Annotated in this window: 23 protein-coding genes and 1 pseudogene; 8 read left to right on the forward strand and 16 right to left on the reverse strand. The window is 59.6% G+C overall.

What is annotated here, in order from left to right; translation table 11 throughout:
- Positions 1–2 precede the first annotated feature (2 nt).
- From P6U16_RS05415 to P6U16_RS05425, 3 genes are all read left to right on the forward strand, one after another.
- Positions 3–1,304 (forward strand): pitrilysin family protein, encoded by a 1,302-nt coding sequence (locus tag P6U16_RS05415; protein ID WP_277704019.1) that lies wholly within the window; start codon positions 3–5, stop codon positions 1,302–1,304.
- A gap of 119 nt (positions 1,305–1,423) precedes the next feature.
- Complete coding sequence (locus P6U16_RS05420; protein WP_277702903.1) at positions 1,424–2,035, forward strand: GNAT family protein; 612 nt, start codon at positions 1,424–1,426, stop codon at positions 2,033–2,035.
- Positions 2,035–4,947: a sensor domain-containing phosphodiesterase gene (locus P6U16_RS05425; RefSeq protein ID WP_277702904.1), complete on the forward strand. Its 2,913-nt coding sequence runs from the start codon at positions 2,035–2,037 to the stop codon at positions 4,945–4,947. The genes P6U16_RS05420 and P6U16_RS05425 overlap by 1 nt, the downstream gene beginning before the upstream one ends.
- Positions 4,948–5,103: 156 nt before the next feature.
- Here the strand turns inward: P6U16_RS05425 and P6U16_RS05430 are convergent.
- Positions 5,104–5,702, reverse strand: a pseudogene (locus P6U16_RS05430) (DUF922 domain-containing protein).
- Between the two features lie 290 nt (positions 5,703–5,992).
- Here P6U16_RS05430 and P6U16_RS05435 point away from each other — a divergent pair.
- Positions 5,993–6,514 (forward strand): hypothetical protein, encoded by a 522-nt coding sequence (locus tag P6U16_RS05435; RefSeq protein WP_277702905.1) that lies wholly within the window; start codon positions 5,993–5,995, stop codon positions 6,512–6,514.
- Positions 6,515–6,666: 152 nt separating this feature from the next.
- On the opposite strand, the gene P6U16_RS05440 is transcribed toward P6U16_RS05435, so the two are convergent.
- The 3 genes from P6U16_RS05440 to P6U16_RS05450 form a co-directional block, all read right to left on the reverse strand.
- Positions 6,667–7,734: a putative zinc-binding peptidase gene (locus P6U16_RS05440; protein WP_277702906.1), complete on the reverse strand. Its 1,068-nt coding sequence runs from the start codon at positions 7,732–7,734 to the stop codon at positions 6,667–6,669.
- Between the two features lie 182 nt (positions 7,735–7,916).
- Positions 7,917–8,108: a CsbD family protein gene (locus P6U16_RS05445; RefSeq protein WP_277702907.1), complete on the reverse strand. Its 192-nt coding sequence runs from the start codon at positions 8,106–8,108 to the stop codon at positions 7,917–7,919.
- Between the two features lie 143 nt (positions 8,109–8,251).
- The gene (locus P6U16_RS05450) at positions 8,252–8,860 is read right to left on the reverse strand and encodes a YqgE/AlgH family protein (protein ID WP_277702908.1); all 609 of its coding nucleotides are present in this window, start codon (positions 8,858–8,860) and stop codon (positions 8,252–8,254) included.
- Between the two features lie 168 nt (positions 8,861–9,028).
- Between P6U16_RS05450 and P6U16_RS05455 the strand changes: the two genes are divergently transcribed.
- Positions 9,029–9,886: a protein-disulfide reductase DsbD domain-containing protein gene (locus tag P6U16_RS05455; protein ID WP_277702909.1), complete on the forward strand. Its 858-nt coding sequence runs from the start codon at positions 9,029–9,031 to the stop codon at positions 9,884–9,886.
- Positions 9,887–9,973: 87 nt separating this feature from the next.
- The gene (locus P6U16_RS05460; RefSeq protein ID WP_277702910.1) at positions 9,974–10,459 is read left to right on the forward strand and encodes a peroxiredoxin; all 486 of its coding nucleotides are present in this window, start codon (positions 9,974–9,976) and stop codon (positions 10,457–10,459) included.
- 76 nt (positions 10,460–10,535) lie between these two features.
- On the opposite strand, the gene P6U16_RS05465 is transcribed toward P6U16_RS05460, so the two are convergent.
- Positions 10,536–11,012: an SRPBCC family protein gene (locus P6U16_RS05465; RefSeq protein ID WP_277702911.1), complete on the reverse strand. Its 477-nt coding sequence runs from the start codon at positions 11,010–11,012 to the stop codon at positions 10,536–10,538.
- Complete coding sequence (locus tag P6U16_RS05470) at positions 11,009–11,377, reverse strand: metalloregulator ArsR/SmtB family transcription factor (RefSeq protein ID WP_277702912.1); 369 nt, start codon at positions 11,375–11,377, stop codon at positions 11,009–11,011. The genes P6U16_RS05465 and P6U16_RS05470 overlap by 4 nt, the downstream gene beginning before the upstream one ends.
- A gap of 130 nt (positions 11,378–11,507) precedes the next feature.
- Here P6U16_RS05470 and P6U16_RS05475 point away from each other — a divergent pair, with 130 nt between their 5' ends.
- Entirely contained in the window at positions 11,508–12,569 is a 1,062-nt protein-coding gene (locus P6U16_RS05475; protein WP_277702913.1) for a hypothetical protein, read from the forward strand.
- Positions 12,570–12,669: 100 nt separating this feature from the next.
- A complete protein-coding gene (locus tag P6U16_RS05480) occupies positions 12,670–12,915 on the forward strand; it encodes a hypothetical protein (protein WP_277702914.1) in 246 nt (81 codons plus the stop codon).
- Positions 12,916–13,104: 189 nt separating this feature from the next.
- On the opposite strand, the gene P6U16_RS05485 is transcribed toward P6U16_RS05480, so the two are convergent.
- The 10 genes from P6U16_RS05485 to P6U16_RS05530 form a co-directional block, all read right to left on the reverse strand.
- Complete coding sequence (locus tag P6U16_RS05485; protein ID WP_277702915.1) at positions 13,105–13,740, reverse strand: hypothetical protein; 636 nt, start codon at positions 13,738–13,740, stop codon at positions 13,105–13,107.
- A gap of 298 nt (positions 13,741–14,038) precedes the next feature.
- Positions 14,039–14,482: a ribonuclease HI gene (gene rnhA, locus P6U16_RS05490; protein ID WP_277702916.1), complete on the reverse strand. Its 444-nt coding sequence runs from the start codon at positions 14,480–14,482 to the stop codon at positions 14,039–14,041.
- A complete protein-coding gene (locus tag P6U16_RS05495; protein ID WP_277702917.1) occupies positions 14,479–15,459 on the reverse strand; it encodes a homoserine kinase in 981 nt (326 codons plus the stop codon). The genes rnhA and P6U16_RS05495 overlap by 4 nt, the downstream gene beginning before the upstream one ends.
- Before the next feature lie 182 nt (positions 15,460–15,641).
- A complete protein-coding gene (gene ispH / locus P6U16_RS05500) occupies positions 15,642–16,652 on the reverse strand; it encodes a 4-hydroxy-3-methylbut-2-enyl diphosphate reductase (RefSeq protein ID WP_277702918.1) in 1,011 nt (336 codons plus the stop codon).
- Positions 16,653–16,655: 3 nt separating this feature from the next.
- Positions 16,656–17,021 (reverse strand): DUF1304 domain-containing protein, encoded by a 366-nt coding sequence (locus P6U16_RS05505; protein ID WP_277702919.1) that lies wholly within the window; start codon positions 17,019–17,021, stop codon positions 16,656–16,658.
- Between the two features lie 75 nt (positions 17,022–17,096).
- Complete coding sequence (locus P6U16_RS05510) at positions 17,097–17,870, reverse strand: SURF1 family protein (RefSeq protein WP_277702920.1); 774 nt, start codon at positions 17,868–17,870, stop codon at positions 17,097–17,099.
- Positions 17,839–18,222, reverse strand: coding sequence for a DUF983 domain-containing protein (locus P6U16_RS05515; protein WP_277702921.1), 384 nt, complete (start codon positions 18,220–18,222; stop codon positions 17,839–17,841). The genes P6U16_RS05510 and P6U16_RS05515 overlap by 32 nt, the downstream gene beginning before the upstream one ends.
- A 40-nt stretch (positions 18,223–18,262) precedes the next feature.
- Positions 18,263–18,559, reverse strand: a complete 297-nt coding sequence (locus P6U16_RS05520; protein ID WP_277702922.1) for an addiction module antidote protein — start codon at positions 18,557–18,559, stop codon at positions 18,263–18,265.
- A gap of 72 nt (positions 18,560–18,631) precedes the next feature.
- Positions 18,632–18,862 carry a type II toxin-antitoxin system RelE/ParE family toxin gene (locus tag P6U16_RS05525; RefSeq protein WP_349017676.1) on the reverse strand — a complete coding sequence of 77 codons (231 nt, stop codon included), beginning with the start codon at positions 18,860–18,862 and terminating at the stop codon, positions 18,632–18,634.
- A gap of 101 nt (positions 18,863–18,963) precedes the next feature.
- Positions 18,964–19,839 carry a cytochrome c oxidase subunit 3 gene (locus P6U16_RS05530; RefSeq protein ID WP_277702923.1) on the reverse strand — a complete coding sequence of 292 codons (876 nt, stop codon included), beginning with the start codon at positions 19,837–19,839 and terminating at the stop codon, positions 18,964–18,966.
- Positions 19,840–19,894: the final 55 nt, after the last annotated feature.

Here is a 19,894-nt window from a genome sequence, read left to right on the forward strand (position 1 = left end):
GGATCATGAAAGTTGAATGCACCCGGCTCGCGTCGGGGTTGACGGTGGTGACCGAGACCATGCCGCATCTGGAGAGCGTTGCTCTTGGCGTCTGGATCAAGTCCGGCTCGAGGAACGAAACAGCCGACGAGCACGGGATCGCCCACCTTCTGGAGCACATGGCCTTCAAGGGCACCGCCAGGCGCAGCGCCCGGCAGATTGCCGAGCAGATCGAAAATGTCGGCGGCGAAGTCAATGCCGCGACATCGACCGAAACAACGTCCTATTATGCGCGCATTCTTCAGGACGATGTCCCGCTTGCGGTTGATATCCTCGCCGATATCCTGACGGAATCCTCCTTCGACGAGGAAGAACTGCAGCGCGAAAAACACGTCATCCTGCAGGAAATCGGCGCGGCCAACGACACGCCTGATGACGTCGTGTTCGACAAGTTCGCCGAAACCGCCTTTGCCGACCAGACGATCGGACGTCCGATCCTCGGCACGCCGGATACCGTCCTGTCGTTTACGCCGGACCAGATCCGCGCATATCTCGACCGCAACTACACCACCGATCGCATGTTTGTCGTCGGTGCCGGTGCGCTTGATCATGACAGCTTCGTGCGACAGGTTGAAGACAGGTTCTCCAGCCTGCCGCAGACGCCGGCCTCGCCGCCTGTTTCAGAGGTGGCCCAATATACCGGCGGCGATGTCCGCGAAGACCGCGACCTGATGGACGCGCAGGTGCTGCTCGGTTTCGAAGGCAAGGCCTATCACGCCCGTGATTTCTACTGTTCGCAGATTCTGGCCAATATTCTCGGCGGCGGCATGTCGTCCCGGTTGTTTCAGGAAGTGCGGGAACATCGCGGGCTTTGTTATTCGGTCTACGCATTCCACTGGGGCTTTTCCGATACCGGCATTTTCGGCGTGCATGCCGCGACCGGCGGCGAGAATCTGCCGGAACTGATGCCTGTTATTCTCGATGAACTGCGCAAGTCCTCGATGAAGATCGAACAGCAGGAAATCGACCGCGCCCGCGCCCAAATCCGCGCCCAGCTTCTGATGGGTCAGGAGAGCCCCGCCGCTCGCGCCGGACAGATTGCCCGGCAGATGATGCTCTATGGCCGCCCGATCCCCAACGAAGAACTGATGGAGCGGCTGTCCGGCATTACCGTCGAGCGCCTGACCGATCTCGCCGGCCGCCTGTTCTTCGACACGGTGCCGACGCTGTCGGCCATCGGTCCCGTCGAGAAGCTGGCGCCAATGCAGGACATTCTCTCGTCGCTGTCCAACAAGGCAACCCGGCCGCGCGCCGCCAACGGCTGAAGCAAGGCATCATAACTGCAGCAGGACTTGTCGACTGGCCCTGCTGCGAAAAACCTTAACGCTCGGGCTCGCCCGGCGTATTACGTAGTGGTCCGTTAATCCGAGATCCGGAGGCTCGCATGGCAAGATCGGTGTTTCGGTTCCTGTCGCGGCAGCCGGATCCGATGGAGATTGCCAGCGCCAACCATTTCCTGCGCCTTCCCCGCACATCCGATTATCGCCAGTGGTTCACCTTGCGAAGCGAAAGCCGGACGTTTCTGGAACCCTGGGAGCCGACATGGCAAAGCGGCGAGATGAGTGAAAGCGCCTTTCGCGCGCGGGTGATCCGCAACGAGCAGGAATTTTCTTCTGGACAGGCCGTGCCGCTGCTCCTCTTTTCTCGGACAGACGCCACGCTTCTGGGCGGGATCACCATTGGATATATCCGCCGCGGCTCCGCGCAATGCTGCATGATCGGCTACTGGATGGGCGAGCGTTTTTCCGGCCAAGGCCATATGGCGCAGGGTGTCAAGCTGGTCATCCCCTATATCTTTTCCAGCCTTCAGTTGCACCGTATCGAAGCAGCCTGTATTCCCGAGAACCAAAGAAGCATAAGACTCCTTGAAAAGGCCGGCTTTCAGCGTGAAGGCTACCTGCGGGAGTACCTGAAAATCAACGGGCAATGGCGCGATCACCTGATGTTCTCTCTGCTTTCGAAGGACATCACGCCAAACAGGAATTTGAGTATCTGATGTCTTTCACCCGAGGGTCGTTTCACTCGTCAGCAGCAGGCATGCTTGCCGTGTTGTTCGCCTTGACGGCCGCCCTTTTATCCCTTGTCGCGACGCCTGCGCAGGCGACCGAGCCAGTGAAAATCTCGCGCGAGGATACGGCACTCGACCTGACGGCCACCACCGAAATCTACACGGGACGCGGCGAAGCCTTCCAGGTTTCGACGGCACCTGGAACGGACGGCATCGTGCGGCGCATCGAGGTGCGCTCCAGCGCCGAAAACCACCAGGGCGACTGGGCCGTCTTCGCGCTCGCCAACGTCTCGGAAGAACAACTGGAGCGCGTCATCGTCGCCCCACACTTTCGCCTGGTGAATTCCAAGCTGTTCTGGCCGGACCTCGGCTCGCAGCGCATCTTGTCGATCACGCCGTCCGAAGGTTTCGCGCTCGACCGCCAGCCGAGCGAGGAAGCCGACGTCTTCCGCATCACGCTCAACCCCGGCTCCGTCATCACTTTCGTCGCAGAGCTTGCCACGCCCGACCTGCCGCAGATCTATCTCTGGGAACCGGACGCTTACAAGGACACGGTCAACGCCTTCACGCTCTATCGCGGCATCGTGCTCGGCATTGCCGGCCTGCTTGCGGTGTTCCTGACCATCCTTTTCGTGGTCAAGGGCACCTCGATGCTGCCAGCGACAGCCGCACTCGCCTGGGCGGTGCTGGCCTATATCTGCGTCGATTTCGGCTTCCTGTCGAAACTGATCGCGATCACCGCCGGCGACGAGCGAATATGGCGCGCGGGAACCGAGGTGTTCCTCGCGGCCGGTCTCGTCATCTTCCTGTTCACCTATCTCAACCTCAACCGCTGGCACCAGCACCTGTCTTATGCGACGCTGGCTTGGATTCTCGGCCTTGGCCTTTTGTTCGGCGTCGCCATCTACGATCCGGCGATTGCGGCGGGCATTGCCCGCCTGTCCTTTGCACTCACCGGCACTGCCGGCATCGTGCTGATCGCCTATCTCGGCTTCAACCGCTACGACCGCGCCATCCTTCTGGTGCCCGCCTGGCTGCTGATCCTCGTCTGGCTGTTCGGCGCCTGGCTGACCGTGACCGGACAGCTCGCCAACGACATCGTCCAGCCGGCGCTCGGCGGAGGCCTCGTACTCATCGTGCTTCTCATCGGCTTCACGGTTATGCAGCACGCCTTTTCCGGCGGCGCCTACAGCCAGGGCCTGTTTTCCGACCTCGAGCGCCAGTCGCTGGCGCTGACCGGTTCCGGCGATACCGTCTGGGACTGGGACGTGGCCCGCGACCGGGTGGTGACCATCCCTGATATCTCGGCGCAGCTCGGCCTTTCGCCCGGCACCATGCACGGTGCTGCCCGCAACTGGCTGCCGCGCCTGCATCCGGATGATCGCGACCGGTTCCGCGCGACGCTCGACGTGCTGCTCGAACATCGCCGCGGGCGGCTCAACCATGAATTCCGGGTTCGCGCCGAAGACGGCCACTATCACTGGCTCGCCATTCGCGCCCGTCCGGTCCTTGGGTCGAACGGCGAGATCATCCGTTGCGTCGGCACGATCGTCGATATCACCGAGCAGAAGAATTCCATCGACCGGCTGCTCCACGACGCGCTGCACGACAACCTGACCGGACTGCCGAACCGGCAGATCTTCCTCGACCGGCTGCAATCCATCCTGTCGCTGGCGCCCGGTTCGAACTCCGTGCGTCCGACCGTGATCGCCATCGATATCGACCGCTACCGGAGCGTAAACGAGAAGTTCGGCATCGCTGCCGGTGACAATATCCTGATCGCGCTGACCCGCCGCCTGCGCCGCCTGATGAAGCCGCAAGACACACTTGCACGCCTGGGCGGCGACCATTTCGGGTTGGTGCTGATGTCCGAGCGCGATCCGGCCAAAGTCGCCGACTTCGCCGATGCAGTCTCCAAGGCCATCATGGTGCCGCTCAATTTCGGCAAAAACGAAATCAACCTGACGGCCTCGATCGGTCTCGTCTCCTGGGTCGACCAGCAGGAAAATGCCATCGGCCTGCTCGGCGATGCGGAACTGGCGATGTTCCGCGCCAAGAAGGCCGGCGGCAACCGGGTCGAGCCGTTCCGTCCGGCCTTCCGTGCCTCGGGCACGGACCGCCTGCAACTGGAAAGTGACCTGCGCCGCGCCATCGAGCGCAAGGAACTCTCGCTCGTCTACCAGCCGATCGTGCGGCTTCATGATGCCGAAATCGCCGGCTTCGAGGCACTGATGCGCTGGGATCATCCCAAGCGCGGCAATATCTCGCCGACGGAATTCATCCCGATCGCCGAAAATTCCGATCTGATCAATCAGCTCGGCATGTTTGCGTTTGAAAAGGCGGCGAGCGACCTGACCGAATGGCAGATCCAGACCGGAGACCTGCCGATCTTCGTTTCGGTCAACCTGTCGAGCGCGCAACTGCTCAACAACGATCTCTACGACGACATTCGCGCCGTTCTGAACAAGAACCGCTGCGACCCGCAGAAGATCAAGATCGAAATCACCGAATCCGTCGTCATGGAAAATCCCGAACAGGCGCGGCTGGTGCTGGAAAAACTCAAGGAGGCCGGGCTAAAGCTGGCGCTGGACGATTTCGGGACAGGCTACTCGTCGCTCGCCTACCTGACCCGCTTCCCCTTCGATACGATCAAGATCGACAAGGCGCTGGTAAAGGATCCAAGCGACAAGCGCACGATCCTGTTGCGCTCAGTCATCACCATGGCCCGCGACCTCGACATGCAGGTGGTTGCCGAAGGCATCGAATCGGAAGAGGACGCCATCCAGCTCGCCCAGATGGGCTGCGACTTCGGCCAGAGCTTCCTCTTCGGCCCACCGATCGGCGCGGAATCGATCCAGCGCTTGCTGAAGGAACGGTTTCCGTTGATGAAGAGGGCGTGAGTTAGCGAATAGCGAATAGCGAATAGCGAATAGCGAATAGCGAATAGTTCGAAGTCCTCGACCCATGGTCAATTAGAAAGTGTGAATTCGAACTCGAAAGCCTTCGTATTCTTCGTTTTCCGATTCGCTATTCGCTATTCGCTATTCGCTCCCTTTCTACGGCCCATTCACCAGCTCCAGCACCAGCTGATGGACGTTGCCGCCGTCGTTAAGCTCGACCTGGTCGAAGTCCCGGCTTTTCTGACGTTGCGCCATGGAGAGAGCACCGAGACGCTTGGTCATCTCGGTCTTGATCGCCTGGCATTTCGGATCGCCGGGGATCGTCAGCCCCACGGTCGCCGCCTCGATCTTGCGCACCATGTCCTCGATGATATCGCCGTGCACGCGCTCATGAGCCTCCACACCGGTGATGAAGGTTTCCCAGCCTGCCTTGACGGCTTTCGGAAGCGTGCCCGTCACTTTCGGCAGGTGGTAGGTGACGATCAGCTTCGGCCGCGCCGAGACGAGCACGCAGGCATCCCCTGGCGCTCGTATTTCCGCGTCCAGGTCAGCTTGAAGTTTGTGTAGGCAATGACGCGCGCAAGGCCACCAATCTTCGGGCCGTTCTCACCGATCGATTGATAGAGTTCGGCGCCGGAATTTCCGCGCACGGCATAGGTCTTTACAGCTTCACTGCGCTTCCAGTCCGCCTGCGAGGGAATGGCCGACGACGCGAAAAGGGCGAGAGCCCAGATCAAATTTTTCGGCGCCGTCATTCCGCTTACCTATCTATCATTTTCGCAGCAAACTATCCGACACGCGTCAAGCTTCCTAGCGGGAAAGTTTTGCAGTGCGCTTGTGGCTAGTGTTTGGCGTTTCACTTGACGTCATATCAGACTCACTCTCTAGCTGTAATGGCGTCGGCGAGGAGACCTATTTGGCAAACGTTCCGCTCTACTGCCCCCATTGCGGCGCTGTGTCGTCTGGACGTGGCGGGATCAATATCAGCAACTCTACAGGTATTACCGTTGTCGGTGGTGGGATGCCGTGTCCGCGGTGCGGACGAATGGCGCAGTTTGCAGAGGGTCGGTTCAGAGAGAGAGGTCGGGGACTTGAACTGGAGGCAGGCCCACCGTTAACAAAAGCAATCCTAGAACGCCTGCAGACGATTGCCGAACGGGCCGCTGCGAAAGAAATTAGTGTCCAGCAAGCGATACGAGAGATCAAGGAAGTAAACCCCGAGCTTGGTAAGACACTTTACTCGTTCGGTAACCTTCTCACTGCTCTGACCATTTTGTTAATGGTCGTGCAAATGTACATGCAATACCAGGATTCAAAAACGACTGCCGAATTCAATAGTGACGTTAAAAAGTACCTCGAGCGGCAGACAGTTGCGACTGAACAGTTAGCCCGGCAGGACCAAATTCGTAGCGATGCTCAACGGAAGCGAACAGCAAAGCCCAAAGATGAAGCTAAGCCCGAAAAGGCAGTCGTCTTAAAGAAGTCCGATCGCCGTGCTGATGTAGGCAAAGCCCGGCGACGATCGCTTCTCGAATATCGGAAAAGCTTTAAGCCACGTCCAAAATGACTTCATTCATTTTCTGCTTATCTAGACCAGACAAGGCAAGCCCGATTTCCCAGTCTCCTCAGAATTTTGGCTATGAGCTACGGCTCTCTGATCGAATTTGAACGCCGATTGCATTTCCCGACCCCGCGTACTTTCGTGCACCCTTTACCCAGTCAATTCCCACCGGCGCGGCGGATCAGACGGTTGATAAAAACAAGCTTTTCGACCACCGGCGGCGAGAGCACGAAGGGGTAGCTGTCGGGCTGGCCCATGCTGCGCTGGATGCTGTTCATGGCAACGCTGAGCGGGATCCATGCGTCGGCGAGCACCTGTGCATCCCAGACGCGGTAGGGATCGAAATCGACCGCTGCCGCCATGGCGCTGTGGCGCCATGGGTCAGTCGACAGGCCGAAGGCGCGCGCTGTTTCGAGCACGTCGACGATGTGAAAATAATGCGCCCAGCATTCAGCGAAATCTTCCGCAGGATGACTGCTGGCATAGGTGGATATAAAGCGGCTCTGCCAGTCGGCGGGTGGCCCCTGCTCGTAATTGCGCTTGAGGGCTTCCTCATAGTCCTCGCGCTCGTCGCCAAAATAGGAGCGCGCTTCGGCAAGCGTCGCCTCGTCGCGACATAGCTGGGCAAAATAGAAATGTCCGATCTCGTGGCGGAAGTGGCCGAGCAGCGTCCGGTAGGGTTCGCCCATCGATACGCGCACACTCTCGCGGGTGGCGTCGTTTGCCTCGGCCGCGCGCAGGCTAATCAGCCCGTCCTCGTGCCCGGTCATCGCCGGCACGACCGAACCATCGGCCTTGACTTCGTCTGCCAGGAAATCGAAAACCAGTCCGCCTTCGGGATCGACGTCACGCCCCGGGCGAGGCAGGTTCCAGCGGATCAGCGAGTAAAACAGGTAACGCTGGGCCCGGCCGATGTTCTGCCAGCGTGAGAGGCCCTCCGGATTGTTGGTCACCGGCACGATGCGATTGTAGCGGCAGGCCTGGCAATAGATGTTGCTGTCTGCCTCGGTGATCAGCCAGTTGCAGATGTCCTCGGCAGCATTGGCGCAGAAGCGCAAGGTTCCAAGCGACCAGGACGAAGTCTGCCATTGCAGATCCCCAGCCGGTGTGAGCGCGTGAACCGCTGCCGTTTCCGGGAGAAAGCCAAGCTGCGAACCGCAACTGATGCAGACGCGATTGTCGAAATGCACGGGCTGGCCGCAATTATCGCATTGGTAGAGTTTCATGAAGGGTAGCCCATGGTGATAGTCGATTAAAAAGGAATTGTCTCATAACAGAGAAATGCCCGCCGGTGCGAAGCACACAGCGGGCATCGGCGCGAACTTCTACCCCGTTGAACCCGTCGGAGCCGAAGCGCTGCGCACTGCGTGGCCCGGACATGCCTCAGCGTGCCCGGACAATCGCTAAATTACATGCGGTCAACAGCACCCTTGACGGCATCCTTGGCCTTGCCAGTGGCGGACTGCACCTTGCCCTTGACTTCCTGACCCTTGCCTTCAGCGCGCAGCTTGTCGTTGTCAGTCGCCTTGCCTGCGGCCTGCTTTGCCTTGCCGGCAACCTGATTTGCGGCGCCAGAAATCTTGTCAGATGTGCTACCCATGTTCAGTCTCCTTGAGATGTTTGGGACACGATCTTTTTTCGTCGTGGCCTTGCGACTTGAAAACGGCGATAGACCGAAAAGGTTCCAGCAGCTGGAATGAATTTGGAGATTTCGCTTTCGGCGGGGCAACAGGTCAGGCGCGCTCAGGCGTGACCGGCATCCATGGACAGCATGGCAGGCGTGACGCCCATCAGGGCCAAGGCCCGGTCATATTTGTCGCCGAGACTGCGATCGAAGATCAGATCCTCCGAGGCGGGGCAGTTGAGCCAGCCATTGTTGGCAATCTCGTTTTCGAGCTGGCCTGCGCCCCAGCCTGCATAACCCAGCATCATCATCGCCTTGTTCGGCCCGTCGCCGCGCGAGATTGCGCGTACGATGTCGAGCGTCGCCGTAAGGCAGATATCGTCGCTGACGGGGATGCTCGATTCGCTCAGATAATCATCCGAATGCAGCACGAAGCCACGGCCGGTCTCGACGGGACCACCGGTCTGGATCTGAAAATCGCGGGCCGTCGAAGGCAGGCGGATGACCTGGTTCTTGTCGATGATGTTGAGATGCAGGAGCACGTCGGGAAAGGTCAACTGCTGCGGGCGGTTGAGCACAAAGCCCATCGCGCCATCGCCGGAATGGGCGCAGACATAGATAACGGTGCGGGAAAAATTGCTGTCGAACATGCCCGGCATGGCGATCAGGAACTGACCGTCAAGCAATCCGCGCTCACGTTTCTTCTGGAACGTCGCCATCGTCACCATGCCAACAGCCTATCAATTCGCGGCCAAATGAAAAGCGTCTCTCCTGATCTTTTCCGATTTTTTCGCAATTGCGTGATCAGCGCCGATCACGATCCATCAAGCGGATATGATGGCGTGCGGATCGCGTGGCTCTGGCAGAACAGAGCCAGACAGGTTATTTCTCGTATCATGGAACACCCTTGCCTCCTCCCCGCTTTTCGTCGCGCCGCCGGCCTGCTGGTCACTGTCCTGTGTCTGGCTCTTCTGGCCGCCATGCCGCGGGAGGCACAGGCCGGCGCAAGCGAATGGGTGCAGGTGGAGGGCGGCGAAGTGCGGATCGTCGCGGCGCGGCCGCTTTCGGATGGCACCATTCCGGCGATCCTCGATATAAGGCTGAAGCCCGGCTGGAAAACCTACTGGCGCGAGCCGGGTGCAAGCGGCATTCCACCGCAAGTCACCGTCAATCCGCTGTCGGGCATCATCTTCACCGGCCTGCTTTTCCCAGCACCGAAGACCTTCGACGATGGCGTGGTGCATTACACTGGCTATGACCGCTCCGTGGCACTGCCGATGCAGTTGCAACAGCTCAAGCCGGGCAGCGCCGTTGATCTCAAGGCCTCGGTATTTTTGGGGATCTGCAAGGATATCTGTATTCCGGTGCAGGCTGAGCTTGCAGTTTCGCTTCCAGCCGGAGCCGCTGGCAACCCGCTGGAGCAGGCGCGCATCGACGATGCGAAAGCCGCCCTGCCCGGCGCGCCGGCTGCCGATTTTAAGGTGACGGAGACCATTGTTGATACTGCGGCAAAGACTCTGCAGATCCGTTTTATGGTGCCAGACGGGACGCAGGACGTACCGGAGATTTTCCTCGCCGGCCCCGCCGGATTTTCCTTCGGCAAGCCACTCGTCAAGGTCGCGTCCGGTGGCGGCTTCACTGCCGATATCCCGTATCGTTCATCTAAAAAGGGCGGAAACCTGACGGGCAGGACGGCCGTTCTTGTCCTGCGGGCTGGTCCGCGAAGCATCGAAACGTCGCTTGCCTTTGAGTGAGCGAAATCTATATTTCCACCCGACGTCGAAAGACCTTTCGATCTCATCTGTGCATCCCGCGCCCGCCACCCATATCGAGGAGCCACCATGACAATTGCCGTCGGAGACAAGCTGCCGTCCGCCACCTTCAAGGAAAAATCTGCTGCCGGCCCGGTGGAAGTGACCACCGAAGAGCTGTTTGCCGGCAAGAAGGTCGTTCTCTTTGCCGTTCCAGGCGCGTTTACGCCAACCTGCTCGCTGAACCACCTGCCGGGCTATCTCGAAAATCGCGACGCGATTCTGTCGCGCGGGGTGGATGACATCGCCGTTGTCGCGGTCAACGATCTGCATGTCATGGGCGCCTGGGCAACTGCATCAGGCGGAATGGGCAAGATCCACTTCCTCTCCGACTGGGATGCCGCCTTCACCAAGGCACTCGGCCTCGACATCGACCTGTCCGCAGGCACCCTTGGCGTGCGCTCGAAGCGCTATTCGATGCTGGTCGAGGACGGCGTGGTAAAGACACTGAACATCGAGGACAGCCCCGGTCAGGCCACGGTATCTGCCGCAGCAGCCATGCTGGACCAGCTCTGATTGTTTGATCAGAATTTGCATCGGGTCGGTAACCGGCCCGGTGCAAACAATAAGAGTGCGATCGCAGCCCTTTTATTCAGGATGACCGCTCGACGAGGCCGGCAAGCTGCCCGATGGCGGTGCCCCAGCCGTCGTAGAAGCCCATTTCATCATGCTTGGCCCGCTCAGTGCTGGTCCGGTGCATGACATGGGCCGCATAGTCGGTGCCATCGGCATGATCACGCAGCGTGATGATCGCGGTGATGAAGGGCTTTTCGGCGGGCCGCCAGCCGCCCAGGAGCGCATTGGTGAAGACGATGCGCTCCATCGGATCGACAGCGAGGAAACAGCCGCTGACATGCGGACCAAATTCACCGCCATTCTCGCTCATCCGGGTGATGAAGGCGCCGCCTGGACTAAGGTCCATCTGCTCGACCTGGCAGCGTGCCGGCGCGGGGATCCACCATTGTTCAAAGCGCGACGGCGTCGTCCACGCGCTCCAGACGGCGGCGCGCGGTGCCTTGATGATGCGCGCGATCTTGAGGTCGAGGTCAGGGTTGAAAGCTTCGGTCATTTCGAGATCTCCATGTTTCTATCCTTGTCCTTGTCCTTCTCGAGGTCGGCGATGACGAACTGCTCCAGCCGATCGGTCCGCGCTTCCCACAGCGCCCGCTGCTCCGACAGCCAGTCATCGACGGCCGCAAGCCGCGCTTTTTCGAGCGTGCAGGTGCGCACCCGGCCATGCTTGCGGGTGCGGATCAGACCATTGTGCTCAAGAAGGTGGATGTGCTTCATGAACGACGGCAAGGCCATCGCGAACGGCTGCGCGAGTTCACCGATGCTGGCCGACCCCCGCCCCAATTGCCGCAGCACCGCCCGACGCGTCGGGTCCGCAAGGGCCTGAAAGATACCGTTTAACTGATCCGAATAGTGTTCCATAAGGCTAAGTATCAACATTGAATACTTAGTGCAATGGCTAACTAAATGAATTCCAATTCGTCCTGCCGGTAGAACTGACTATCTTGCCGACAGATGGGTTTCAGGCCATTTTCATCTATGGGGGGCTGTGATGGACGATCGTAATCATGTCTGGAAAAGTCGGGGCACGGGCAAGATTGCGCCGGCACTGGTCGATGACATCCGTGCCCTCGCGCTCGCCGCCCATCGCAAGCAACTGGACGCGCAACGGTTGCGCCTCTTGCTTGCCCGCGTGGATGCCGAACCGGTCGGCAATGCGCCGGCGATTGCCCGTGTGATCGGCCGGGCGCTCAACACGGCGCGCTGGACAACGGCGCCGACGCCCACAGGCCTTATCGAGAGAGTGAAAACGATCTGGCAAACGCCCGAACCGACGCTGCCGACGCCGGAGGATTTTGTCTGGTTCTGCCTTTGCGATACCGACGGTTTTGCGCGGGAGCGGGCACTGCGTGGCATAACCATGCCGCCGCCAAGCGCCATGCGGCTCGCTTTGCTGATGATCCGGCTGAACGACTGGGTGCCGCAGGTGCGCGCCGCGGCACAAGACTGCCTACGCCGCGTCGAAGCCGGGATCACCCCGGCGGTGTTCGTCGATGCCCTGCCCTACTGCCTGCAGGCCCTGCCGCTTGCCAGCCGCATGGACGATGGCGGCGCGGCCTTGATCGCGCTCGTCAGCCGCCCGGATATCCACGCCCTCATTGCCGAGCGGCTGATGCACGGCGAAGGCGGGGCGATCGTCCGGATTTTCCGTGACCTGATGTCGACGGATCTATTTGATGCGCATCTGCCGGCGCTCGCCATTTCAGCCCGTGACACGACCATCCGCGCCAGGGCGCTGCGCATCCTGCTGGATGGCGCGGTTGAGGATATCCCGGTGATCCGCGAGTTCTGGATCAGCCGGAAGCTCGGGATCAAGCGCCCGGTGGCAGGCACCGCATCAAGACCCATTGCCCATGTTCCGGCGGCGCAAGCACTGATAACGCGCGCCGCCCGCGACCGGACCGTTGCCGTGCGCAAGGCGGCCGCCCAGGGCCTGGTGCGCCATCGCGACGACATCGATGACCTCGACGCGCTGGTCGCTCTTTTCAAGCATGAAACGAATGCAGCCGTCCTCGATCGCATCGCCTTCGTGAAAAAACACCGTCCTGCCTGAGGCCTGTTCCATCGGAAACAGCGCGGTTGTGAAGCACATGGCATTGTCGGGTCACTGGATGAGACGAACTCATCCGCAACCCGGATCAAAGGATAGACCCATGCGCAAGTTCATCATCTCCGCCATCGTCGCCGCTGTCGCCGCCGTCTCGTTCGCCGCCCCTTCGCAGGCCGGCGGTTATGGCTACAAGTCCTACGGCTATTCCAAGAGCTACGGCCACAAGTCCTACGGCTACAAGAAGAGCTACGGTCACAAGCAGTACGGCTACAAGAGCCATGGCTACGGCCACAAAAAGCACTACTTCGTCAAGAAGAGCTACAACAGCCATAACAGCTACGGCTACTGAGCCGCCGCCCACGACCAGCTGACCTCCCCCGAAACCCGGTCGTCCCTGCGGCCGGTTTTTTGGTCGTGGAATGCTCTTTTTGGTTCCCCCTTTAACCGTTGATCGGCAGGGTGAAAGCCCGGCCTGCTCATTAACATAGGAAAGAGCGACAATGCCCGCACAGCATGTCGCAAACGACCGTATTCGCCCCTAGAAGTCCGTTGCGTCTTCAACCCAATTCAAATTCGGCATGTAGCTGCGCCAGATTGATAAAAGACTGTCGCTCACCGCTCGGTCGCTAACACGTTTGACTATAAGCGCAGGGCGTTTCTCCTTGCGGGACCAATTCTCTGGCTTGTCGTTCACTTCAAGTTTAAACGCCTTCGACAACTTATGTTTGTGACCAGGGGTAAAAAGGTCCTCGTATTCAATCTTAAGCAAGAGGTAATATTCGGTGGCTCCGCTCGTTATACTTTCCAGAGCATCTTGTTCCAAGGACCCGGAAAATCGCCCAATTTTTTCTGAAGCACCAACGCTGAACATATTTAGACGGTGCCCATCAGAGCTGTAAAAAAGTCCGTCGCTATTTCGTGCCGCAGTCATCCACTCAAACGTACACTTTGCTGCGGGTGTGGCACCCTGATTTTTAATTGATGCCTCAATAGAGATGCTCTTCAAGACTGACTGAGCATCCGGGTCCCATTGACGGGAGTAATCCAAGTCAAGCGCTAGGAATGCCCTCTGCCCTAATTCTAGTCCCTTCTCGGATGCAACCGCAGCGCGTGTCGCAGCCTTAGTTGCCTTGACGCCTATGAGTATAGTCCAAACAAGCAGCAGGTTGCCCATTAGGGCCACTAGTACCGCTGACCAACCGGACGGATTCTCCCAAAACCAACTCATTCAGATCCCCAAGGTTCGCCGACGCCAGTTCTGAAGAACGCATGGCTGAAGATGTTCACCCGCAATCTGCAATAATGCAAGCCGGATTCGTCGTCCGCGCGCAAGCACATCGACGGTGCCAATTGCTCCACCTAAATATTAGACCTGATAGCCGCTGCTGTCTTGGGCGATGCCCGCAAGCGAGACAAACCTTGCGCCGATAATCTAACCTTGGGCCCCTTAATAGGAAGCGTCCAGATATAACTCACCGCCCCTTCTTGAACGGCTCCATGCCCTTGCGCGCCAGTTCATCGGCGCGTTCATTTTCCGGGTGGCCGGCGTGGCCTTTGACCCAGTGCCAGGTGACCTTGTGGCGCTGGTTGGCGGCGTCCAGCGCCTGCCAGAGTTCGCCATTCTTCACCGGCTTCTTGTCGGCGGTCTTCCAGCCGTTTTTCTTCCAGCCGAAGATCCATTTGCCGATGCCGTCCATGACATATTTGGAATCGGTGTGGAGATCGACCTCGCACGGGGTCTTCAGGCTGTTGAGCGCGGTGATGGCGGCCAAGAGTTCCATGCGGTTGTTGGTGGTATCGGCCTCGCCGCCGCAGAGGTCCTTTTCGACCTCGCCGTAGCGCAATACCGCGCCCCAGCCGCCCGGCCCCGGATTGCCCGAGCAGGCGCCATCGGTGAAGATATCGACATGTTTCATGGAACCAAGCTTTCACGCACGAGACCGTATTCGGCGGCCGTTGCCACCGAGCGGTGGAATTGCAGTTTTTTCAGGTATTCGAGCGGGTCCTTCTTCATGACAAGGGCGCCGGCCGGCGTCATCAGCCAGTCGTAGAGCCGGGTCAGGAAGAAGCGCATGGCCGAGCCGCGCGACAGGAGCGGCAGCGTCTCGACCTCCGCATCGCTGAGCTTCCGCACGCTTTGATAGCCTGAAAGCAGCGCCATGCCCTTGGTGATGTTGAAGGCGCCGTCCTTCTCGAAGCACCAGGCATTCAGGCAGATCGAGACGTCATAGGCGAAGAAATCATTGCAGGCGAAATAGAAGTCGATCAGCCCGGAGAGGTCGTCGCCGAGGAAGAAGACATTGTCGGGAAACAGATCGGCATGGATGACGCCGGACGGCAGCGCCTTTGGCCAACCTGCCTCGAGATGATCGAGTTCCGCGGCGATCTCGTCAGCCAGACCCGGCTGGACCTCGTCGGCGCGCGCCACCGAATTGTTCCAGAGCGGCCGCCAGCCGGAAACAGACAGCGCGTTGCGGCGCGTCAGTTCAAACCCTTCGCCGGCCACATGCATGGCGGCCAGCGCCTTGCCGACCTCCCGGCAATGATTGGCATCGGGCTTGCGCAGCCAGACGCCGTTGAGGAAGGAAATGACCGCAGCCGGCCGGCCGGAGAGTTCGCCGAGCAGCGCGCCGTCGAAACGCGGGATCGGCAGCGGGCAGGAAAGGCCGTTTCCGGCCAGATGGTGCATCAGCCCGAGGAAAAACGGCAGGTCGTTCTGGTCCACCCGCTTTTCATAGAGCGTCAGGATGTAGGCGCCCTTGGTGGTCTGCAGCAGGAAGTTTGTGTTTTCGACGCCCTCGGCAATGCCCTTGTAGGCGGTGAGCGTGCCGACGTCATATTGCGTGAGGAAGCCGCTGAGATCGTCTTCGGTGATGTCGGTGTAAACGGCCAAGGTTTGTTCTCTCGGTTAACAGTGGCGAACAGATTCTGCTTGAGTATGGATCCTCTGGTCAGACCCGAGGATATCTATCCTGGATTTTGTAGCATTGAGAAACAGAGCATCTTGGCTGAGAGCGCCCTCCCCAAGGTCATCCTAGGGCTTGACCCGAGGATCCATGCCACCCAAGCCCTTGATTATTCCCCGTTCACAAACGCCATATCCGCCGCTGTCAAAGGCACGTGGCGCAGTTCGCGGTTGACAAGGAAATTCTCGGTTTCCTCAACGGTATCGGCAAGCTCGACGCGCGCATCATAGCGCTCGCGGAACGCCTCGATGATCTCATCGACGATCACTTCGGGCGCCGACGCGCCGGCCGACAGGCCGACGATAGAGAGATCGCCGACATTTTCCCAGTCGATTTCCGACGCGCGCTGGACAAGCACGGATTTTTTCGCACCGGCCCGCAAAGCGACCTCGACGAGGCGCTTGGAATTGGAGGAATTCGGCGCACCGACAATCAGGAACAGATCGCAGCCGGGGGCTGCCTGCTTGACGGCTTCCTGCCGGTTGGTCGTGGCATAGCAGATCGAATCGGCGGCGGGCGCCGTGAGGTTCGGGAAGCGCTCGTGCAGCCGCTTGATGACGCCGGCCGTGTCATCGACCGAGAGCGTCGTCTGGGTGACGAAACCGAGATTGTCCGGGTCAGGCGGCATATAGACGTCGGCATCCTCGATCGTCTCGATCAGCGAGACGGCGCCATCAGGCAATTGCCCCATGGTGCCGATGACCTCAGGATGTCCGGCATGACCGATCAGGACCACGTGGCGGTCGAGCTTCTGGTGGCGCATGGCCTGTTTGTGAACCTTGGAGACCAGCGGACACGTTGCATCGAGATAGAACAGGTTGCGGCTTTGCGCATCCGCCGGAACCGACTTAGGCACGCCATGGGCAGAGAAGACCACCGGCTGCTTGCGATGCTCCGGCGGGATTTCGTCCAGTTCCTCGACGAAGATCGCGCCCTTGGCCTCCAGCCCTTCCACGACGAAGCGGTTGTGGACGATCTCGTGGCGAACATAGACGGGGGCGCCGAATTCCTTCAGCGCCAGAACGACGATCTGGATGGCGCGATCGACGCCGGCGCAGAAGCCGCGCGGCCCGCAAAGCCGGATGGTGATAGGCGTTTTTACCGGAAGCAAGGAAGCCATTGATCAGGAAGCCAGAAGCAGGAACAAAAGGGCGGCGATGGCCGGGCCGCCCTGGATGAGCAGGATGCGCGGCTTGACCGACCATGCGCCATATATAGCCGCTACGATGACGCATACAAGAAAGAACAGCTTCAGCTGGAAGGCAAAATCGGGCTGCGGGTGGATGAGCGACCAGACGAGGCCGGCAGCGAGAAAACCGTTGTAGAGCCCCTGATTGGCCGCCAGCACCTTCGTCGTTTCCGCCTGTTCCGGCGTCATGCGAAACACCTTGCGCCCCTGCGGCTTTGTCCAGAGAAACATCTCCAGCACAAGGAACCCGATATGGGCAAGCGCCGTCAGGGCGATGAGGGTGTTGGCTATGATGGTCATGGCTGGAGCTCCTATGAACTTTTCCCGATATGGGCGAGCAAAGGCGTTCCGGTCAACAGGTCGCGATCGCAGATTTCATTTCTGGCTTTTCTTCCGGAACACGAAAACACCGCTGATCACCACGAGTGCCGCGGCCAGCCCATACCAGGTGACGGCATATTGCAGGTGGTTGTTGGGCAGTTCGAACTGGGTGACACCGCCCAGAGGCAGCGTGCCGGGATTGGGCGTGGCGTCGGCATCGACAAAGAAGGGCAAGACCTTGTCTTTCGGCAGGCCATCCGTCTCGGCCATCGCGTCTAGGTCTTTCCAGTAGAAGATGTTCTTGGCGAGGTCGTTGTCCGGCACCACCCAGGAGGGCTTTTCGGCGAGGCGCGCGCGGGCAAGGCCGTTGACGGTCTGTTGCCCCGTCAACTGCCCAAGCTTGCGCATCTCCGGCTCCTTCGCATCGAAAGGCGCAAAACCTCTGTTGACGAAGAGGTAACGCCCGTCGGCAAGCTGAAGCGGCGTATAGATGTAATATCCGGTTCGCCCCTGATGGGTAGCAAAGAAGTGCCGTTCCCTGTTGTTGAGGAAACGGCCGGAGACGGTGACGGTCCGGTATTCGATATCGCCGCCGGACGAAACGAGCGCTTCGATGGCTGCGAGATCCACCGGCGGCGCGTTGCGGCGCTCGGCGATGGCGGACAGCAGGCTTTCCTTCCAGGCAAGTCTCTGCATCTGCCAGGTGCCGAGCGAAACCAGCGCCGCAAAGGTCGCGAGGACCACGGCGATACCGGCCAGACGGGCAAGGCTTGCGCCAGTCGACAAACGCACACGTTCAGCCACGATCGATCTCGCCTGAGCGCGCATTGTTGCGGAACTGCAGGTTGATCAGGACGCCTTTCAACATGCGCATGGTGACCAGCGTCAGCACAGTCGCCAGCGGAATCCACAACAGGAAATGGAGCCAGAGCGGCGGATTGACATTGACCTCCATCCACAGTGCCGAACCAACGACGATGAAGCCGACGATCAGGATGACGAAGACCACCGGCCCGTCGCCGCTGTCGGCAAAGCCGTAGTCGAGCTCGCAATTGCTGCAGGCCGGCTTCAGCTTGATGAAGCCGTCGAACAGCTTTCCCTGGCCGCAGCGCGGGCAATGCCCCTTGAGGCCGCTCGCTACCGGATCGACAGGGGGATAATGGGCGCGGTCTTCGGTCATGGTCTTCACTTGTTATCTGGCACCGACGACTGTCTTGGGGTCACAACGGTGCGGTTTCGCTTGCGCGTTGTATGGTCAGTTTCAAGCCGAGAGTACCGACGATCTTCTGCATTGTTTCGAAGCGAAGTTTCGATCCCGGTCGCAACGACTTGTAGAGGCTTTCACGGCCCAGTCCAGTTGCGCGCGCGATATCGGCAACACCGCGCGCCTTTGCCACATCGCCCAGCGCGGCGAGAAAGACGTCCGGGTTCTCGTCTTCGATGGCGGCGGCAAGATATTCGATCATCAACTCCTCGCTATCAAGGAAGAGCGAAGCATCAAATTTAGTCGTTTTCATCGCTTCACCTCAAAGGTTTTTCGACATTTCAATCGCCTGCGCGATATCGCGCCGCTGTGTTGACTTGTCTCCTCAAACCAGCAGCAAAGACACGACCTCACCAGATCGCTTGAAGTAGAGCCTATATCCCGGCCCCACATGGATTCTCATCTCTGAAACGCCCGCACCGACCGGTGCGCAATCTCCGAAATTGCCGAATTCGGCCGATCGTATATGTGCAAGGATCCGCGCCTTGCCCGTGTTGTCCTTCAATGCTCGAAGCCAAGCATCGAATGTTTCTGTCATTTCGAAACGGTTCGCCATTTGTATCCTTCTGGATACTCCTTGTAAAGCACAGACGTCTACTCAAACAAAAAAGCGGGTGCACTACACCCGCCTTTCTCAATGTCAGATGACCAACCGTCTCAGTGGGCGATCGGGGCGCCCCAGCTTCCCCAGATGTAGATCGAGAAGAACAGGAAGAGCCAGACGACGTCGACGAAGTGCCAGTACCAGGCAGCCGCCTCGAAGCCGAAATGCTGCTTCGGGGTAAAGTCGCCCTTCAGCGCGCGGATCAGGCAGATTGCCAGGAAGATCGTGCCGACGAGAACATGGAAGCCGTGGAAACCGGTCGCCATGAAGAAGGTCGCGCCGTAGATAGAATCCTTGAAGGCAAACGGTGCGTGGGCATATTCATAGGCCTGCACGAAGGAGAACAGCACGCCCAGAGCCACCGTCAGCGTCAGGCCGTTGATCAGGCCCTTTCTGTCGTTGTGCAGAAGCGCGTGGTGCGCCCAGGTCACGGTCGTGCCAGACAGAAGCAGGATGACCGTGTTATAAAGCGGCAGGTGCCAGGGATCGAGAACTTCGATGCCCTTCGGCGGCCAGATCCCGCCGGTATAGGCGGCACGCGCGGCCTGGATCGGCTCGGCGGCAAACAGGCTGGCATCGAAGAAGGCCCAGAACCAGGCGACGAAGAACATCACCTCGGAGGCGATGAACATGATCATGCCGTAGCGCAGGTGCAAGGAGACGACGCGGGTATGATGGCCCTCATGCGCTTCCTTGATCGTATCCGCCCACCAGCCGTACATGGTGTAAAGAACCAGAGCGAGGCCGATATAGAACATCCATGGGGTGGCAAGTTCGAGGCCGAACATCTTGAACGAGCCGCCGGCAACGTAGCGCATGTAGGCAACACCGCCGAATGCCATGACGAAGGCGCCGATCGAGGCGAGCAAAGGCCAGGGGCTCGGGTCGATGATGTGGTAGTCGTGGTTTTTCTGGTGCGCATCGGCCATGTTGGTCAATCCCCGGATATGTCTGCTCTTGTCGTCATTTCCGGCATAGCCGAAA

It is taken from the genome of Rhizobium sp. 32-5/1, from assembly GCF_029537235.1.
Taxonomy (GTDB): Bacteria; Pseudomonadota; Alphaproteobacteria; order Rhizobiales; family Rhizobiaceae; genus Pararhizobium.

Coding starts and splice junctions, on each gene's coding strand:
- P6U16_RS05425 (WP_277702904.1), top strand. CDS start 2,035: ATGTCTTTCACCCGAGGGTCGTTTCACTCGTCAGCAGCAGGCATGCTT.
- P6U16_RS05485 (WP_277702915.1), bottom strand. CDS start 13,740: ATGGGCAACCTGCTGCTTGTTTGGACTATACTCATAGGCGTCAAGGCA.
- ispH (WP_277702918.1), bottom strand. CDS start 16,652: ATGGCTTCCTTGCTTCCGGTAAAAACGCCTATCACCATCCGGCTTTGC.
- P6U16_RS05515 (WP_277702921.1), bottom strand. CDS start 18,222: ATGACCGAAGACCGCGCCCATTATCCCCCTGTCGATCCGGTAGCGAGC.
- P6U16_RS05465 (WP_277702911.1), bottom strand. CDS start 11,012: ATGACCGAAGCTTTCAACCCTGACCTCGACCTCAAGATCGCGCGCATC.
- P6U16_RS05470 (WP_277702912.1), bottom strand. CDS start 11,377: ATGGAACACTATTCGGATCAGTTAAACGGTATCTTTCAGGCCCTTGCG.
- P6U16_RS05445 (WP_277702907.1), bottom strand. CDS start 8,108: ATGGGTAGCACATCTGACAAGATTTCTGGCGCCGCAAATCAGGTTGCC.
- P6U16_RS05525 (WP_349017676.1), bottom strand. CDS start 18,862: ATGGCGAACCGTTTCGAAATGACAGAAACATTCGATGCTTGGCTTCGA.
- rnhA (WP_277702916.1), bottom strand. CDS start 14,482: ATGAAACATGTCGATATCTTCACCGATGGCGCCTGCTCGGGCAATCCG.
- P6U16_RS05505 (WP_277702919.1), bottom strand. CDS start 17,021: ATGACCATCATAGCCAACACCCTCATCGCCCTGACGGCGCTTGCCCAT.
- P6U16_RS05530 (WP_277702923.1), bottom strand. CDS start 19,839: ATGGCCGATGCGCACCAGAAAAACCACGACTACCACATCATCGACCCG.
- P6U16_RS05510 (WP_277702920.1), bottom strand. CDS start 17,870: ATGCGCGCTCAGGCGAGATCGATCGTGGCTGAACGTGTGCGTTTGTCG.
- P6U16_RS05450 (WP_277702908.1), bottom strand. CDS start 8,860: ATGGTGACGATGGCGACGTTCCAGAAGAAACGTGAGCGCGGATTGCTT.
- P6U16_RS05480 (WP_277702914.1), top strand. CDS start 12,670: ATGCGCAAGTTCATCATCTCCGCCATCGTCGCCGCTGTCGCCGCCGTC.
- P6U16_RS05520 (WP_277702922.1), bottom strand. CDS start 18,559: ATGAAAACGACTAAATTTGATGCTTCGCTCTTCCTTGATAGCGAGGAG.
- P6U16_RS05440 (WP_277702906.1), bottom strand. CDS start 7,734: ATGAAACTCTACCAATGCGATAATTGCGGCCAGCCCGTGCATTTCGAC.
- P6U16_RS05420 (WP_277702903.1), top strand. CDS start 1,424: ATGGCAAGATCGGTGTTTCGGTTCCTGTCGCGGCAGCCGGATCCGATG.
- P6U16_RS05460 (WP_277702910.1), top strand. CDS start 9,974: ATGACAATTGCCGTCGGAGACAAGCTGCCGTCCGCCACCTTCAAGGAA.
- P6U16_RS05475 (WP_277702913.1), top strand. CDS start 11,508: ATGGACGATCGTAATCATGTCTGGAAAAGTCGGGGCACGGGCAAGATT.
- P6U16_RS05435 (WP_277702905.1), top strand. CDS start 5,993: ATGGCGCAGTTTGCAGAGGGTCGGTTCAGAGAGAGAGGTCGGGGACTT.
- P6U16_RS05455 (WP_277702909.1), top strand. CDS start 9,029: ATGGAACACCCTTGCCTCCTCCCCGCTTTTCGTCGCGCCGCCGGCCTG.